Raw genomic sequence first — 16,984 nt, forward strand, 5'->3', positions numbered from 1 at the left:
TGAACATCCTGAGCGATGGTCAAAAAAAGAGAGAAACTGGCAGCCAATAGGCGCTGTGGAGTTAAATCCAGAGCAGCACAAAGAAGCTGCTTAACAATTTAGGCGACAACTGCCTTGAAAAACGCCGATATCATAAATTGCATCAATCAGTCGACCTGCGATCTAAATCTTTTAAGTCAATTTAATGTCTTGGTGAAAGAATATGGTAATATTGCGTGTCAAATGATTTTTCAAGTGATAGCTGATTTACATCTAGATAGAGATACTGCTTTCAATCACTGGATACAAGTGAACCGACATTCACTATGACTAAATGAGCAGGTTGGTCGCCCCTTGTCATTAGTTGCCATCATATGTGACTACTTTGCCAATCAAGAAAATAAACTAATCAACCACCCAAAACGCACTACCCTTGAACATTTCGATAGCCTAGTCAACCATTCTACTATTGACCGCCTTACCGGGCTATTTAACCGAAATTGCTTTAATGACACGCTCACACATTTACTCGCTTTAACGCAAAGAGAAGACTCTGAGTTATCTTTAGTCTTGTTAGATTTAGATGATTTTAAATTGGTCAATGATACCTATGGGCATCAAATGGGAGATATGGTCTTACATAAATTCGGAAGATTATTATCAAGTGCGATACGAAAAAGTGATATTGCGTTGCGCTATGGGGGAGAAGAATTTGTTATTCTCATGCCAAACACAAATCATAAAGATGCGTTGATGCTTAGCAACCGAATTCGATTGAATGTTAAAAACACGCCCTTTAGAGAAAATGGTACCAATCTTCATATTTCCATCAGTGGCGGGCTTGCCGTTTATCCAACACATGCAAAAACGGCAGACGAACTTATTTATTTTGCCGATAGTGCCTTGTATAGAGCCAAAGGCGCAGGTAAAAATAATATCAAAGTCTTTAAAAATGAACGTCGCCATTATTTACGCGTTCCATTGGTGAAAAATATAAAAATATAAAAATATAAAAATATAAAAATTAACTTTGATGGCGCGACTATTCAAAAAGCTATTTCTCAGGACATTTGTTTTGGTGGCGTTTTATTTGAAACGTCACCACATTATCACGTCCGTGATTTTATCCAAATTGCTATCGATTTCAATGATAACAATCCCATCTTGATTTTTGGCTCTGTCGTTAGAGTTAAACAGATTGCTGATGATTATTTTTCCATTGCGGTCTCTTTTTTATTTGGTGATATGGAAAAATTGGCCAAAAGGAAAATTGCCGGAATTATAGAAAAACACGAAGCGGATAATCATTCAACATAACTACTAAGGCCATTTTAGTTTGCCATGATTTTTAATGATTAAACAGGTCGTATCGTTTGCGGTGGCTTTAGAACATGGATTAGGTGAGTGTTATTCCCCCCAGAGTAGCCTTTGAACAATCAAGCGGCTTGCCTAAATGGAAGAATTTATTAACGGGTCGATACAAAACTTAATAAGAAGATTTTATCGCTAAAATATCACAGTTCACTTGGTCTAAAACTTTCTCTGTCGTTGAATTGACAAAACCCGAATGAAACCTTACCCCCATAATCAACAGATCAATATTTTCATCATTGACAACATCAACGAGTTGATTAGCAGCAATACCTTGTACAAAGTGGATATTGTTTTTATCAAACGGATAATGCTCTACTAATTGAGTCAATTCTGTTTCATGCTGCTCTTTCAAGTTATCTTGATGACCTTGGTAGTCATATGAAGGTACATCCATTCCTAAAATATTGATATGTTCTGCTGGCCATAGTTCATGTCCTGAAGGGTCATAAGCATGTATTACATGTGCAAAAGCGTTAAAATATTCTGACATCATCACGTTGCAATCAAGTATAACTTCATCTAAATCTTTACGTTCATCTTCACTTTTTTCTAGATCGACTGCGGCCATTACCTTTGTATAAGTGGCAGCAGTGGCCAATTTTGCAAGCAGTAAAGGCACAGGACAACATTTTAATAGTTGCCAATCGTTAGGAGTAAAAAGTAATCGATCAAGCACAGGATGCTGATGAGTCGATTTTACCACCATATCGGCATGACATTCGGTGATTTTTTTGAGGATTTCAGCATAAAGAGGTTTGTTCCAACGAACCTCTGAGGTCACTGATATATTCTGTCTAGATACTTGGGAAAGATACGTATTAAGCCAACGTTGTTTGGTTTTTAAATAATTACTAATAATATGCGCTTGCGGATGTTCTTGATTAAACCATTTAGGCGCAAGACCACTGTGATAAACCACTAAAAACAACTCTATGCTAGCATCAAATTTTTTTGCCACTTCAATGGCTTTAGACAATGCGGGTTGTTCATCGATTGTTGGGTCCATGATCACAAGAATATGTTTGATTTTCATGGCAAAGTATCCTTCATTAAATAGATTTATCTTACGTTTCATCTGAATAATACCAATTTGATTAAATCTCTTCCCAACTCAGAGCTATGCTCGATGTTCAATAACAAGGCAAATTTGTTTAGATTTAGTCATTCTAAATTAAATAAATTTAACGATGTTAATGGGCATCGAGCAAGCTCCCAAAGGGCGAGTTTAAAAGGCTTACATGCTGCGTTATTGATTTTGAGAATGGCGCTACATGGATGTAGCTTATTAGATAATGCAGGAGCACATTATCCTGAATAACCATTCTCTTAAATCAATGTCTTGCCTTTAAGCCTTTTAATTCTCGCTGAGTGGGAAAGAACTTAATCAACTTGGTATAACGTCATTATTACTGTATCAATTATTCATCTGTCTTTGTTGATAGTAGCAGTTGAGTTAGTATTGTAGTTGAGGTTTTAGGTGAGATTGTTGAGTTTTAAAGTTTTAGCTGACTTATATCAGTTGTTGAGAGCGTTGACGAGAATTTGTGAACTATTGTGAATAATTAAGACAGCAATAATGCAATAAAACCTGAAATAATAATGCCATCAAATGTGCCAGCACCACCAATACTCGCGGTTCCCGAATTTAATGCGATGATTTGTTTTAAACGTAATAAATCCGCGCCAATCAAAGGACCAAAAATACCGGCGCAAAATGCTGTGGCGGGGGGATTTTCTGGGGTGAGTATTACCCCACACAATGCGGCCATAACGCCTGGCACATAAGCCGGTAGCAAAACCCCCACACCGGCTTTTATTTCAGAGAGTTGATAGCAAATAATCACATTAATTATTATTACAATGACGGGCATTAATATCATTTCAGCGCTAAATAAGCGGGCTAACTGATAAAGGGCAAGTACTGATGGTACGACACAGCCACCTACGTTAATAGCAATAATTAGCTGTTTCTTTTGGTGTGTTTGACGGGGAAACCAAGGGTTAAAGCCAAATAACGGGCGTAAATCAGTTGGCACTTTTGAGACCGTTTTAATTCGTTTTAATGGGATATCTATCAAGCTACCAAGTATTATGCAAAAGATAATACCAAGCCCTATAAAAGGGGGGATACCGAGTTTGTATAAGCCTATTAGCATGAAGTCCATCAAAATAAATGGCCACAAAACAAGCAGTAGTAACAAACAAATAGTAGTAAAGAATCCTGCGGGCATATTTATCCCATATGTTGCACATATCTTATTAGCTAAGGTAGTCGTCTCGTTCTCAAAAGAGACAACGGACTATCGTGCCATTGTTTGGAGATGACTCTATGATTAAATTAGCATTAATGCTGGATGCACGATATTGCATTATTTTTAAACCCATGCCCCAATTTTCTTTATTTCCTTTTAGCTCAATACCTACACCGTTATCTTGAATAACCAACATCATTTTATCTGTATGTGTTTTAAGTTGTAGTGTTATATGACTCGCTTTGGAATATTTAATAGCGTTATTCATCGCTTCTTGCGCAATGCGATAAATTTGAACAGCAACCGTATTGTCTGGGATATTCAATATTTGTGAAAATTCACAGTCATTCTGAATATTGGCTTTGTCAGCCATTCCAATCAGTTCAATCAAAGCGTCTTGTAATTTTTGTGGCGGAAACAAAATTGGTGATAAGCCATGACTTATGTTGCGTGTTTCACCTATCGCTAAACTTATTTGTTCCATTATTTGCTCAAGCTGTTTGCCACTTCGTATATCGTCAACTGACAGTTTTCTTTGTAAATCGCTTATTAATAAGTTAATACCTGTTAGACGTTGCCCCAAATTATCGTGTACTTCTCTGCCTATTTTTTCTTGTTCTATGGTGCTGACATCAACAATGGCTTTCTTTAATATCGTCACTTCACTTAAATCGGAAATAATACCAATACAAATTTTATCGTTGGCAATTATAGTGGTTGTCAACTTGATAGGAAATTCACTACCATCTTTTCGAATAGCATTTAGCTCTTGTGGGGACAATGCTATTATTTTGTTTTGTAACTCAAGGTCTATTTTATCCTTCGATTTTCGGCGTTCAAGCTGTACCAGTGGTACTAATTTCTTAATGTTTACACCTGAAATCTCATTGAATTGATAGCCAAACATCATTTCTGCTGCTTGGTTAAAATCTGTTATTGAACCGTTATCGTTCATAACAACGATCGCTTCAGATGCAAACTGCATTATACTGGTCAGTCGTGCTTCACGGTCATTAAGTGATTTGGTACGCTCTAGCACGCGCTGTTCTAAGAGTATTTTTTGTTCGTAGCGTTTAGTTATTTCGACAAAGGTAATCACAACTCCGTTAATATGATCATCAACTGTGCGGTAAGGCACTATCCGCCTTAAGTAACAACGGCTTTTTTGGGTATTACCTACTGACCATACATCTTTTTCAATAGGCGACAGCTTCTCAAGAACCAGATGGGCATCAGTCAACAGATCGCTGTTGGCAACTTTCGCAGAAAAATCGCTAATTGAACGACCTATATCACTTTCTCTCAGATTAAGTAATTGACCTATTGCAGGATTAAACAACCTGATTTGTAATTTTCTATCAAGGAAAAGCGTTGCTATATCGGTGCTTGACAGTAAATTTTGTGTATCGTCATAACTTTTTTCCAGTTCTTCAACTTTGAAGTGTAGTTCACTATTTACGGTGTTGAGCTCTTCGTTCATCGATTGCAATTCTTCTTTTGAGGTTTCAAGTTCCTCATTGGCTGATTGCAGTTCTTCATTCATCGACATGACTTCTTCATTAGAGGCTTTAAGTTCTTCATTTGAACTTTCAAGCTCTTCGACCGTGCTATACAAATCTTCGCGTGTTGCGTTTAATTCATACTCTAATTGTTCAACAATATCAGAGTTTTGTTCAGATAAATTTAGTGTTGTGGTTGGTATGACTTTATTACTCGCGGAGCCTGTCTTTTCTTCAAAGGTGATCAGCAATAAATCACTGGGAAGTTTAGGATCAAATACCGGACGTACCGTTAAGGTACAGGGTAAATAATGGCCATTACGTTTGACTTTAGCCTCAAGGTCAACAATAGGCTGATTTACTTTAAGTGCGTAATCTACAGCGGTTCGAATACGAGCGCGCAAGCCTTCACGGAGTAAGGTCATTAAATCGTGCGTTGGCATACCCTTAGGGAATTCTAAAAAGTTAACGGTTGGCCCTTGAAAATGCAATATTTCGTAAACACGGTTTATTAACACCGCTGCGGGGGCATATTCTTCTAATAGGTCTCGGTTAACAAGTTCAGCAAATCGTGCTGGTGACGTGGTTTGATAATCCCCCGATTTATGGAAGCTTTTAGCTGGAAAACTAAGTTGTGAAAGACGTTCAATAGGAAAATTAACGGGCAGTTTATTTGTCGCTTTAATCGACTTAAATAAACGCCACTTTTTGGAGAGTATTTCAAATTGACTTTTGTTTTTTCCTAATGACTCAGAAGGGCCAAGCATTAAAACGGCACCAAGATTTAGGGAAAAGTGAAAAGTATTAAGCACATTATGTTGCAATGCAGGTTGAAGATAAATAAAGAGGTTACGGCAACTAATGAGATCAAGGCGTGAAAAAGGTGTATCACTGATCAGGTTTTGGTTCGCAAATATAATGGTTTCTCGCAGTACCTTCTTAACCTGATACTCGTCATTAGCGGTTAGTTCAAAAAAGCGTGCTAAACGATCAGAGCTAATATCACGTTCAATGCTTTTAGGATAGACACCTTCACGGGCAACCTTTAATGATTCATCATTAATGTCGCTGGCAAATATTTGCGCCGTGACGTTTTTCTTCGCTTGCTCAAATGCTTCAAACACTAGCATGGTGATTGTGTAGACTTCTTCACCCGTAGAACAAGCAGGCACCCAAATACGAACGGGTTTTTCTTCGGTACAAGTGGAAACGAGTTCAGGCATAACCTCTTCAATGAGAATTTGAAAGGCATCCTTGTCTCGAAAAAAAGCGGTTACGCCAATTAATAAGTCTTTATGTAACGCAATCGCTTCTTTTGGGTTGGCTTTTAAGAAGTCATAATAAGCGTCGAGGTTATTTGTTTGATTAACACACATGCGTCGCTGAATACGTCGTAATAGCATGTTTTGTCGGTAACCGCTAAAATCATACTTAATACGAGTGCACAAATAGGCCAAAATACGGTACATGTTTTGCAGTATTTCTTCTGTAATGGCATTCGTCGTTTGTTCTAAATAAGGATGCGATGCATACTCTATCAATATGGCTGGCATATCTTCAGGAGCTACAATCAAATCAACCAAGCCGGTATTGATGGCACTTTGTGGCATTTGACCGTGTGGGGTGGTTGATGGGTCTTGTGCGAGGATCATACCACCAGCAAGTTTTATATCTCGAAAGCTTAAGGTACCGTGAGAACCCGTTCCAGATAAAATAATACCAACACCCCGCTCAGCTTGATCTTTAGCTAAGCTACTTAAAAAATGTTCAATGGCTGTCCATTGCTGACGAGGTAGGGTGACTTCATTGAGATGTAAATGAAGGTCGGTAATAGTGATTTCTTTACCAGGGGGTAAAATATAAACATGATCAGCCTCGACAATCATGTTGTCTTTAGCTTCTAATACTGTCATGTTAATTTTGTTTGCGAGTAAGGGAGCCATCAAACTATGATGAGAGGGATCTAAATGGGGCAGGAGTACAAAGGCCATGCCGGTATTCTTTGGTATTTTAGAAAAAAAAGCTCTGAATGCATCAAGGCCACCGGCCGATGCACCTATGCCAATAATGAGTTTAGGTTTATTCGTTTTACTTACAGACATTCGATACTCAATAGCTATTTTTTAAAACACTTTTGATAAGTGCATTTAGTATAACCAGATATAAATTATATTAATATCACAAGATGTTATACCAATTTGATTGAGTTATTGCTCACTTGTACTGGTTAAAATAGTCCATGTCGGCGTTGCTCTCAATCCTAATAGCCAGCTATTACTCAATCGAGCGCCTTACCCTGAAATATTTTTCCTACGTACAACAAGATCACAAACTTAATGAAACTGGTATTATTGCCTAAATCGCTCATGATTGGCTTTCTAATGTCCACATTATTGCCGCTCTAACAAGCTCTGTTCCTGAGGTTAATGACAATTTGTCTTTTATATGACGGCGATGAGTTTCAATTGTTTTAATGCTTAACTTTAAATTTTTTGCAATGTCTTTTGTTTTCATTCCTTTACCGATTAAATCAAATACTTGTAACTCTCGATCAGTAAGTTTTAGTATGCTGCTATTTTTTTCACACGGTATATAATTAGGCTCACGTTGTTTCAAACGTTTAGCTATCTCTGGGTTGACAAATATTTTATTGTTTATTACTTGTCTAATACCGACTAATAATTTTTGGGCAGAATCTTGTTTGTTAATATACCCTGAGGCGCCATTATTTATGGCGCGCTCTGCATATAACTCATCATCATGCATTGATAAGGCAATTATCCGCATTTGGGGTTGCCAACTATGTAATTGTTTAATTAAATCTAATCCGTTACCGTCTGGCAATGAAATATCAACAATTGCAACGTCAGGTCTTAATGATGATCTCATCTTTAATGCATCGCTGACATTAGCCGCTTCACCGCATAATTTCAGGTCAATTTCTCCTTCTATTAATTGCCGTAGACCTTGACGAACCAGTTCATGGTCATCAACAATAAATACTTTACTGATATTAAGTGCACTCATATTACATTTCCTCAACCCTAGCATAAACCTACAAGCCTTATGATATACGCTAAGTTAACTGAAATAAGTTTTTATTCTTTCGATTGCAGGTATTTTAGCGAATAAAACAAGTGAATAAACTGATAAATGTCAGTGAGGCTTTTAATGCCTACATCTATGATGAATTTTAATTATTTAACTAACTTTAAAGTAATGAGTTATTTATATTGCCCATCTGATATTTGTCAGGGCTGATATTTAAGTACGAGTTATATTATTCTAAAATTCACTACAGGAGAAACACTATGACTCAACTCCCACCTAAAATACTTGTTAAAACTTGGCTGTTTATAGCCACTAGATCAGATTTTACAGAGGCTCAAGCCATCGCAATGGAAAATATAGAGCAGATATTTGAAACGATGATGGCAGCTATTGAATATGTTAAAAGTTGATGGTTTTATTCACTGAATACCGTATGGCGAGCCTACAAAAAGATTGGAATAATGCCACATAAAAGGCCCGTTTTCGTATGGCAGTAAGTTTCGCCAAACAAAGTAACGCTAAAATTCACTTTCTATACGTAATCGAACCCGTGAGTGCTAATACAGCATCGCTGGTTAATAGTCGTTTCTGTACCGGAGTTAAAACAACAGGCTATTCGCCTGTTGTTAAAATCTTAAAATCTATCACTTAGTATTCCATCGCAGATTATTATTCCAACTACTTAATTCTGTTTCTTCTGTCAGTAGCCACACGGCTAATAACTCTGTGCCGTTACTTGCTTAGTGAACCTCAGTTGGTTTATGACGATTGAGAATATCCATTATTCCAGCTTCTGCACTCTCTGGTATCATTATCTTGACCTGGGAAGCTTCTTCATCAATGAAAAAATTTTCCCTTGGAACATCCTTGCTCACCAGTTCATTAGCCACATTTTCAATGGCAAATTTATCCGTAAATGTTGCTGTAATAGTCTTGTACATGAGAGTTTCTCCTATTTGGCAAATATCTTCTATACGCTAGAACCGATCTCGTGAATAGTAGCTTATATCGTTTGTTAAACGCCGCTCATCGAAGATACCGACGCTCATCGAAGATACCGACTCCGCTTCTATCGGTATTAATATTATCATTTCGGTATATTAAGCTCCCTGATAAATGTCATTTGTTAGCTTGTTTTCTATTACAACGACCAATTAGGGCTATAATAGCGAGAAAATGGAGGTACCAATATTGTTAAACATACTGGTTAAACGTACTGACTTAACTTACAAAGGCGTGGTGTAAATGACATTCTCATTACTTGTGTGGATGGCCTTAAAGGGCTTTATTTAAAACTGGCCTTTATACGGAGAGCTCAGGTATATACCCGTTCCACTTGAAGATGCATGATTCAGTGGAAAGGGTATAGTCGTAATTAAAAATATCGGTTTACAATATGTTCTGAATATTCACTGGTAAACCCAACACAGCTAAAATTGAGTATCTCGCCAGCGTAGTATGTATGCTGATTTCCTTGTATATTGTTGAGTTTGTCATAAAAGCCGTTATTCATCTCCTCGGTGCCAATATGAGGAAAGTATTTCCAGTGTACAAATTGATGAACCGATTCAACCTCGGCTCCCATTTGTACTACAAATTTTTTAAGGTTATCGATAACTTTTGTCTCATTGAATGTTTTCGTTTGGTTAAAGGTTTTACTCTCATTGAAGACTCCTCCTGTGCTGATATCTTTATCTGTTAAGACATAAAAAGAATAGACTGGCTCTCCCACTTGTCGGTAATACCACAAAACAGGGTGTCCGGCTCGCTCCTTAATAAAATTATCTGGTACATAACCAGTCGCTTCAACAAAGTTATTCACCGTACAAAGAATGGTTTGATAATCCAGATACATGATTTTTTTAAAGAGCGCTGTTTCTTGAGTACTCACATTCATAAATAATAACATTTCGTCCAAAGGCGTCGTGACAATAAGCCGATCGAATTTATCTGTCCCAGCGTCAGTGACAATGGTGATCTTTTCTGCTCGGGTAATTTTAGTAATGACTGAGTTAAACCTGATATCGTGCTCCTTCGCAACACGTGTCCACAGTCCCTGCATGCCCTTGGGAAAAATGTAAACTTGTTTTTTTAAGTAAGCAACAATGGTTTCCCAGTTGGCGTATTTCAGTACATAAGCCGTTGGCACATGATCAGCATAGCAATAGCCAAATCCCGTGAGGAATAAGCTAAAGACGTCAGCTAAATCGGTAATTTTATTTTCTTTGGCAAATTGAGCAAATGGCAAGGTAACTGATGGATCAAGGTTATCAAAGCCTGGTAATTCCAGAACCTTGTATTTCTTTAAGATACGCCTATAGCGAAATATCAGCTGCCATAGCACTTTAAGCTTTAGCAGCAGTGACTGTTGAGGAATTTGTCTGCCACTTTTGTTAACAAAAATACTATGCCCGATATCGGCTCGCTCTATCGCGACTTTATATTTTTTAGCCAACCGAAGGGGGATTATATTGTTTTTAGTTAAAATACCCGCACCAAGCTCATAGTTTTTTTTGTTAATTTCGATACTTAGGCATTTTCCACCAGCATGATCAGTGCGTTCAAATAATGTTACGTGCTTATAACCTTTGAGTTTGAGAGCTTCCGCGGCACTTAGCCCTGCTGCACCAGCACCTAAAATGGCAATACGCTGATTTAAATTTATTTTATTGTTTTGTTTATTTTCCATAGCAGGTGCTCCTTCAAAATTGTCGACGCACACAGCAGTCCCGCCATGGTGCCACCTGCGATACTCCCAGTAATGACATCCTGCCCCGAAAGAAACAGATTTTTTACTGGCGTATGAACACGTAGAAATTTTTGCCTAAAACGTTGTGGAGAATGTGCAATGCCATAAATCTCACCTTGTCTATGCTTTGAAAAGTGACGAGTACTGAGAGGTGTGGATACTACATAATAATCTACTTTCCCTTTGAGTTGCGGCGCAACACGATACAACTGCTCAAACATTTGTTGTGCTAATTCTTCTTTGAGCGCTTCATATTCTTCACCACGTTTTTGCCATTTTGTATTTTTCCATTTTTTAAACCAACCATAAGGAAGTAACATAATCACTTCTGCGGTAGTTCTACCCGGATGTGTTTTTTCTGCTAACGGGTCTTTAGCCGAAGGGAATGATACAAAAGAAACCGGTATTGTGGCGTTAAAGTCTTTGTATTCTGTTCGGCCTTTGTCGTGGTCATACTGCTGAGGAAAAATCCAATAATTGCACTTTTTCAATGCTAATGCTGTCGAAGACTCTTTAATACCAACATATAATCCGACATGGGCAGTTGCAGGCTCTAGCTCATCAAGTAGCTTATCGAGCTCATGACGCTTGCTCACTTCTTTTGACAGTAATTGTGAATAAGTACTGACAATGCCAACAGCACTGATAATAGTTTTAGCGTAAAGCGCTTCTCCATCTTTAATTCGAACGCCGATAGCACTATTCTTTTCAACAATAATTTCATCCACTTCGGCCTGTGTTAGGGCCATTCCTCCTGACTCATCAATAATTGGAACGATATACTCGGCAAATTTTGATGCGCCACCAACAGGATAGGCCGCGCCCTCCATATAGTGGTTAACCAGCAGTGTGTGCATGTAAAAACTGCTCTTTGATGGTTCTAAACCATAATCTCCATATTGCGCCGTAAGTACGCCAATCAGTTTAGCGTTGTCGGTAATTCCCCTTAATACTTCCAATGTGGTCTTATCGGAAACCTTAAGTGTGCTGCGACGTAGAAAATTACCAATTATTTTAGATAAAAATGGAGGCAGGGTTTTTTCAATATAGTAACCGCTACCCATGTTTTGAGCTTCATCGAGTAAGGTGAAGTATTTATCGATTGAAAGTATATCCTTTTGGTTGGGAAAATATTCCTTTAACTTGGCCTTAAGATTCTCTCTTCCTCTGGGGAATTGGTATTCTTCGTCGCCAAAAATGGCTCTGTCATAAATGTCATCAAGGGGGGCCCATTTGAGTTTATCTTTCGAAATATAGCGAAAGACCTTGTTCAATATACTCCCTTCTATATGAACTTGGCCTACATAGTGCAAACCGATATCCCAGATATATCCAGCACGCTCAAATGTATGAGTAAAGCCGCCTAGTACGTTATGTTGTTCAAGCAAAAGTACGCGCTTTCCCGCTTGAGCCAAACAGGAGGCGGCACTCATGCCTCCGGTCCCTGAGCCAATGATAATCACATCAAAGGTTCGAGCGTCTTTTGTTAGGGCCGACTTAATGTAATTCCTGTATGTTTTTCTAGTCATATTGTGCATCTTACCCATTACCATTTAACCTAAGTTTTGTATAATAAATGATGGACTTGGTGTGGCTCTATACCCATGTTACCTCAAGATGCAGGATTCAGCTGGAATTAGAAACGCCTTTAGGCAAGGTATTGATTGAAGAAAATGGTTATTCCCTTGTCGAAATCAATAATGCAGTATAAAGCGTTTCTAAACCAGCCCCTTGGGGATGTCTGAGCAAATCATGCTCTTCGTTGCATCTTTTTTTAAGGGAACTACCATTAATAAAAAGATGCGCCTTGATCATGAATCGCTCAGGCATCCTGAAACTCGCATCTTGAAGTATCATGGGTATAGATTACCAAAGCTTCGAGGGTAAATGTGACCTCAGATCAGATGTTCGCATATGGCTAATATTCTTGTCATATTCTGAAACGATCATTTTTTTGCAGCTATCGCTTAGCTCATTTCTTAGCTGACCGAGAAATCTTGGGGCGGCAACCACGACTAATTGAGAAAATTTGTTTTCGGTACGACTTTTTTCCAAATAACTCGCTATTTCATGGGCAAATATTTCTGACTCCTTTTGTTTAGCATTTTGATCAGGACTAATATTAAAACGACTCATGCCTGCAGTATCATGAGCATTACCCGAACGATCACTTGTGAGTTTCTGTTCTTGCATACGGGATTCATTATGGATCAGAGTTTGGAACTCTTCAAAATCAGATGTAGAATCTTGAGTTTTATAAAAACGTGCGCGTGCGCTGTCACCAACAATTACCCAGTTATTCATAACAATCTCCTTTATTTGAAAAATAGGATACTTTTGTACTTTAGGCCTAATCCAGCAAAAAGCATAACTCAAAATAAAAAAGGCTAAATTGAGTTAAATCCATTTTACCTAAGAGCTACCGACCAAATTATAATAGAGTACTTAAGCCCAAAGGATTCGTTTGTGAACCTTCGCTATCATAAATCGTTCTAGTACCTTTAGCGCTGACATAAATCAGTGAATAAATATAAATGTCAGCTAATAATAAACGCAGGGATTAAGCGAGCCCTTCGAAGGAGGGAATATGAAAAAGGTCCGAATCAGTATTATTGCCATTATTGTTTTATTGGTGTTGTTGTTTTTTGTAAAACCCGTCCAGTCGCAAGATAATGGCATTGAAAGTTTACGTCAAAGCAGTAAAGCTTTCGCAAGTGTTGCCTATTGTGGTTCGCCTTCGATTGTATTTATTCAAGTTGAATCGACAAAGCGTTATTCATTATATCCCCAGTTTCCTATGCCCTCTGATAATAAAAATATTATTTCGTTTATTGATCCATTTTTAGTGAGCTATTACGAGTAATTCGTCTATCAATATCACTCTAAAATAGCAAGCCGTCTGGTTGGAATGCTATTTAATCAATGTGGAGGTAAAACGAAATAGCTCAATTGATGAGGCCCAATAGCCTACAGGCCAACCGCCTTTTTGTTTTAACTCACGTACAAACGATTTTGGGTCGGGTAGTGAATGCCAAACCGTTGGTAAAAATAGGGCTGTGCGCGGATATTGTTTTAATAACAAACCATCAACGCCTACGTGTAATTGATCTATTAATGCTTGCTCTGAACTGTTTTTTATCTGGATGAGTGGCGATAAAATGGAAACATCAAAATGGATGTGTTTCAGCTCATCACCACTTAACGGGGCAAAACGGCTATCTTCAAATGCACTACTGTAAGCGTGGCGGCAAACATCCTCCCACAATGGATAATTAGCAATATATGCACCTGTACAGCCTCTTAATTCGTTATGAAGATATAAGGTAACAAAGGTGGCAGCAATTTGTTGTAATGCCTTAGATGAGGGGGGTGGCGGAAGGGTAAACTTTCCCTGAGCAACTGAATTTTGTAAAACCTGCCAGACAAATGCCTTTAACTGTACTTGCTCCGCTTCACTAAGATTAATGGACGCATTATCTGATGAACCAGAACCAGAACGAGAACTACAACCTGAATTATGATTAGTGGATGATGAAGCTGGCATAACCGACCACCTTGTTTTTATCTCCATAAGGTGAACTATCACCGGAATTGGCTTGCTGTATTAACTGTACTTGCCAATGATGCAGACGACAAAAATAAAGTAAGCCATTTATTGCCTCACAGCCACAAGCCTCATCAGCTTGTATAATCGGCTCTAAATGCTCAATTTTTGTAATCGTCTTTTGGTCAATATCTTGCGCATCGAGATAGGCATGATAGTGACTTAAGTCTGAACTCACCACCACTAGAGTATCTGATCTTTGCGCAAATACTGACACTATATTAGAGATGATTTCAGGATGACAACGACCGACCACAATGGGAACTAATTGAAAACTAGGTAAACAAAAGTGTAGGAAGGGCAGTTGCACCTCCAGTGAATGCTCCCACACATGGGCTTGATCATTAATACTGACCAAGCCTAAATCAAGCAGTTGCTGGCAAGCTTGTTGGTCGATAAGAATTTCTCCATTGGGACTAGTAAACATATCATGGCTGGAAATGGCACAGCCTTGAAAGGCAACTTGATGACTAGGCCCCAGTAAAATAACTCTATGGATTGCACTCGCTGATTTTTTTAAGCAAGCATAGGCGCTTGCAGCAATAGCACCTGAAAAACAATAACCGGCATGAGGCACAATTAACGCTTTGGGTACTTTTTTTTCAAGTGTTTTTTCGACAGGTTTTGGCACTTTTACTGCGCTGAGTAATAACATTACCTCTTGGTTTAGTTGTGTTGCTTGTGCCGGATAAAAACTACCCGCAACAGCAGGAATTCGGTATTTCATCATCACAAACCTTTATTGACTGTCTATACTTATTAGCATAGCTGCAAATAGAGAAAAATCACTATGAACACTCCAAATCTAGATTATTTTCCGACCAAGTATTGGACCAAGTTAGCTGATGGGCGAGTTACTTGTACTCTATGTCCACATAAGTGCACACTACGCGAAGGTAAACGTGGTAACTGTTTTGTCCGTATGCATCAACAAGGTGAAATAGTATTAACAACTTATGGCCGCTCGTCAGGTTTTTGTATAGATCCGATTGAAAAAAAACCGCTCAATCATTTCTATCCAGGTTCAAGTGTGATGTCTTTTGGCACAGCAGGTTGTAACTTAAGTTGCAATTTTTGCCAAAACTGGGATATCAGTAAATCACGGGAAATAGACACCTTATGTGATAGCGCTATGCCGGAAACTATTGCCAATGCCGCCTTAGCTGCTGGTTGTAAAAGCATTGCTTATACTTATAATGATCCGGTAATATTTTTAGAATATGCCATTGATGTTGCGGTGGCAGCAAAGGCAGTAGGAGTGAAAAATATCGCGGTGACAGCAGGTTATATCTGTGATGAACCGCGTCGTGAGTTTTTTTCTTATATGGATGCGGCTAATATAGATTTAAAAGGTTTTACCGAGCAGTTTTACCATAAAATATGCCATGGCCAGTTGCAGCCAGTGCTAGATACCCTTTGCTATTTGAAAAACGATACTCAGCTTTGGTTTGAGATAACCACTTTATTGATTCCCGGTGAAAATGACAGTGATCAAGAATTACACGCAATGTGTCAATGGATAGTCGAACATTTAGGTCAGGATGTTCCCTTACATTTTTCAGCATTTCATCCTGACTTTAAAATGTTAAATACACCAGCAACACCGCTAGCCACCTTACTCAAAGCGAGAAGTATCGCATTAAATTATGGTATGCATTTTGTGTATTGTGGAAACGTTAGTGATGTAAAATCAGACAGTACTTACTGCCCAAATTGTCATCAACGAGTAATAGAGCGTAACTGGTATCAGTTAGGCCAATATCAGTTAGACGATAATGGCCATTGTCAGCATTGCCATTATCCGCTAGCAGGTGTTTTTGATGGCCAAAAAGGTGATTTTGGCAGACAAAGACTGCCAATACATTTTATTTGATCACTTTTTTGTTTAATTGCTAGGGATTGAATGAAAATGTCTACATTACTTGTTGAAGGTCAATTGTGATGGAGACCTAATTAAAACACATGAACTTGGAAGGCAAGTGGCATTTGACCTTAAGCTTCACTTACTTTATTGCGGCTACTGGCCTATGTATCTAACCTCTCTTATACCAATAAGACTAACTAAGTGATCTTTTTAAATGGTCTAAATATCCAATAACATCGTTGCTTTCAATCCCAATAGCCAGCTATTGCTCAATCAAGCGTCTTGTTCTTGAAAATTTACCCTCATTAAAATTTGAACCATGAATTAATCTGATTGGTATTAATTGTCACTGAATATTCAGGTTCGATATACTTGATGATTTTTCGAGTACACACTACGCAAAAATATATTCTTTCTACTTTCTACTTTCTACTTTCTACTTTCAGCTTTCTACTTTAATTTTAAGACGTTAGACTTTACGTATACCGGCGTTTTTCAAGGCAGTTGTCGCCTAAATTGTTAAGCAGCTTCTTTGTGCTGCTCTGGATTTAACTCCACAGCGCCTATTGGCTGCCAGTTTCTCTCTTTTTTTGACCATCGCTCAGGATGTTC

At 38.2% G+C, this 16,984-nt stretch carries 15 protein-coding genes and 1 pseudogene; 6 read left to right on the forward strand and 10 right to left on the reverse strand.

What is annotated here, in order from left to right; genetic code table 11:
• The first annotated feature begins 333 nt into the window (after nucleotides 1-333).
• Nucleotides 334-984 carry a GGDEF domain-containing protein gene (locus DWA31_RS15090; protein ID WP_114327405.1) on the forward strand — a complete coding sequence of 217 codons (651 nt, stop codon included), beginning with the start codon at nucleotides 334-336 and terminating at the stop codon, nucleotides 982-984.
• A gap of 18 nt (nucleotides 985-1,002) precedes the next feature.
• Nucleotides 1,003-1,296 carry a PilZ domain-containing protein gene (locus DWA31_RS17905; protein WP_425451902.1) on the forward strand — a complete coding sequence of 98 codons (294 nt, stop codon included), beginning with the start codon at nucleotides 1,003-1,005 and terminating at the stop codon, nucleotides 1,294-1,296.
• A gap of 169 nt (nucleotides 1,297-1,465) precedes the next feature.
• Here the strand turns inward: DWA31_RS17905 and DWA31_RS15100 are convergent, their stop codons facing one another.
• The 4 genes from DWA31_RS15100 to DWA31_RS15120 all read right to left on the reverse strand — a co-directional run bounded on the left by DWA31_RS15100 (nucleotide 1,466) and on the right by DWA31_RS15120 (nucleotide 8,131).
• Nucleotides 1,466-2,386, reverse strand: coding sequence for a universal stress protein (locus DWA31_RS15100; protein ID WP_168427362.1), 921 nt, complete (start codon nucleotides 2,384-2,386; stop codon nucleotides 1,466-1,468).
• A gap of 529 nt (nucleotides 2,387-2,915) precedes the next feature.
• Nucleotides 2,916-3,584 carry a DUF1614 domain-containing protein gene (locus DWA31_RS15110; protein ID WP_114327409.1) on the reverse strand — a complete coding sequence of 223 codons (669 nt, stop codon included), beginning with the start codon at nucleotides 3,582-3,584 and terminating at the stop codon, nucleotides 2,916-2,918.
• Nucleotides 3,585-3,636: 52 nt separating this feature from the next.
• Nucleotides 3,637-7,206 (reverse strand): CheR family methyltransferase, encoded by a 3,570-nt coding sequence (locus DWA31_RS15115; RefSeq protein WP_114327410.1) that lies wholly within the window; start codon nucleotides 7,204-7,206, stop codon nucleotides 3,637-3,639.
• A gap of 262 nt (nucleotides 7,207-7,468) precedes the next feature.
• A complete protein-coding gene (locus DWA31_RS15120) occupies nucleotides 7,469-8,131 on the reverse strand; it encodes a response regulator (protein WP_168427363.1) in 663 nt (220 codons plus the stop codon).
• A 284-nt stretch (nucleotides 8,132-8,415) separates the two neighbouring features.
• Here DWA31_RS15120 and DWA31_RS17255 point away from each other — a divergent pair, with 284 nt between their 5' ends.
• Nucleotides 8,416-8,565, forward strand: coding sequence for a hypothetical protein (locus DWA31_RS17255; protein WP_168427364.1), 150 nt, complete (start codon nucleotides 8,416-8,418; stop codon nucleotides 8,563-8,565).
• 330 nt (nucleotides 8,566-8,895) lie between these two features.
• Here the strand turns inward: DWA31_RS17255 and DWA31_RS15125 are convergent, their stop codons facing one another.
• Nucleotides 8,896-9,096, reverse strand: coding sequence for a hypothetical protein (locus DWA31_RS15125; RefSeq protein WP_114327412.1), 201 nt, complete (start codon nucleotides 9,094-9,096; stop codon nucleotides 8,896-8,898).
• A 260-nt stretch (nucleotides 9,097-9,356) separates the two neighbouring features.
• Between DWA31_RS15125 and DWA31_RS17910 the strand changes: the two are divergent.
• Nucleotides 9,357-9,438 (forward strand): annotated as a pseudogene (locus tag DWA31_RS17910) (transposase); the annotation flags it as partial.
• A 92-nt stretch (nucleotides 9,439-9,530) separates the two neighbouring features.
• On the opposite strand, the gene DWA31_RS15130 reads toward DWA31_RS17910, so the two are convergent.
• The 3 genes from DWA31_RS15130 to DWA31_RS15145 form a co-directional block, all read right to left on the reverse strand.
• Entirely contained in the window at nucleotides 9,531-10,844 is a 1,314-nt protein-coding gene (locus DWA31_RS15130; protein ID WP_114327413.1) for an FAD-dependent oxidoreductase, read from the reverse strand.
• Nucleotides 10,817-12,433, reverse strand: coding sequence for a phytoene desaturase family protein (locus tag DWA31_RS15135; RefSeq protein WP_168427365.1), 1,617 nt, complete (start codon nucleotides 12,431-12,433; stop codon nucleotides 10,817-10,819). Before DWA31_RS15135 ends, DWA31_RS15130 begins: the two co-directional genes overlap by 28 nt.
• A 337-nt stretch (nucleotides 12,434-12,770) precedes the next feature.
• Nucleotides 12,771-13,208 carry a host attachment protein gene (locus DWA31_RS15145; protein ID WP_114327416.1) on the reverse strand — a complete coding sequence of 146 codons (438 nt, stop codon included), beginning with the start codon at nucleotides 13,206-13,208 and terminating at the stop codon, nucleotides 12,771-12,773.
• A 283-nt stretch (nucleotides 13,209-13,491) separates the two neighbouring features.
• Here DWA31_RS15145 and DWA31_RS15150 point away from each other — a divergent pair, with 283 nt between their 5' ends.
• Nucleotides 13,492-13,767: a hypothetical protein gene (locus DWA31_RS15150; protein ID WP_114327417.1), complete on the forward strand. Its 276-nt coding sequence runs from the start codon at nucleotides 13,492-13,494 to the stop codon at nucleotides 13,765-13,767.
• 48 nt (nucleotides 13,768-13,815) lie between these two features.
• Here DWA31_RS15150 and amrA read toward each other — a convergent pair whose 3' ends face one another.
• Together amrA and amrB are read right to left on the reverse strand one after the other, a co-directional pair.
• Nucleotides 13,816-14,448: an AmmeMemoRadiSam system protein A gene (gene amrA / locus DWA31_RS15155; RefSeq protein WP_168427366.1), complete on the reverse strand. Its 633-nt coding sequence runs from the start codon at nucleotides 14,446-14,448 to the stop codon at nucleotides 13,816-13,818.
• Entirely contained in the window at nucleotides 14,426-15,238 is an 813-nt protein-coding gene (amrB, locus tag DWA31_RS15160; protein WP_245942645.1) for an AmmeMemoRadiSam system protein B, read from the reverse strand. Before amrB ends, amrA begins: the two co-directional genes overlap by 23 nt.
• Nucleotides 15,239-15,298: 60 nt before the next feature.
• On the opposite strand from amrB, the gene amrS reads away from it, so the two are divergent.
• On the forward strand, nucleotides 15,299-16,381 hold the full coding sequence (amrS, locus tag DWA31_RS15165; RefSeq protein WP_114327420.1) for an AmmeMemoRadiSam system radical SAM enzyme: 1,083 nt from the start codon (nucleotides 15,299-15,301) through the stop codon (nucleotides 16,379-16,381).
• The last annotated feature ends 603 nt before the right edge of the window (nucleotides 16,382-16,984 follow it).

The organism is Candidatus Colwellia aromaticivorans (assembly GCF_003333305.1).
GTDB lineage: Bacteria > Pseudomonadota > Gammaproteobacteria > Enterobacterales > Alteromonadaceae > Colwellia > Colwellia aromaticivorans.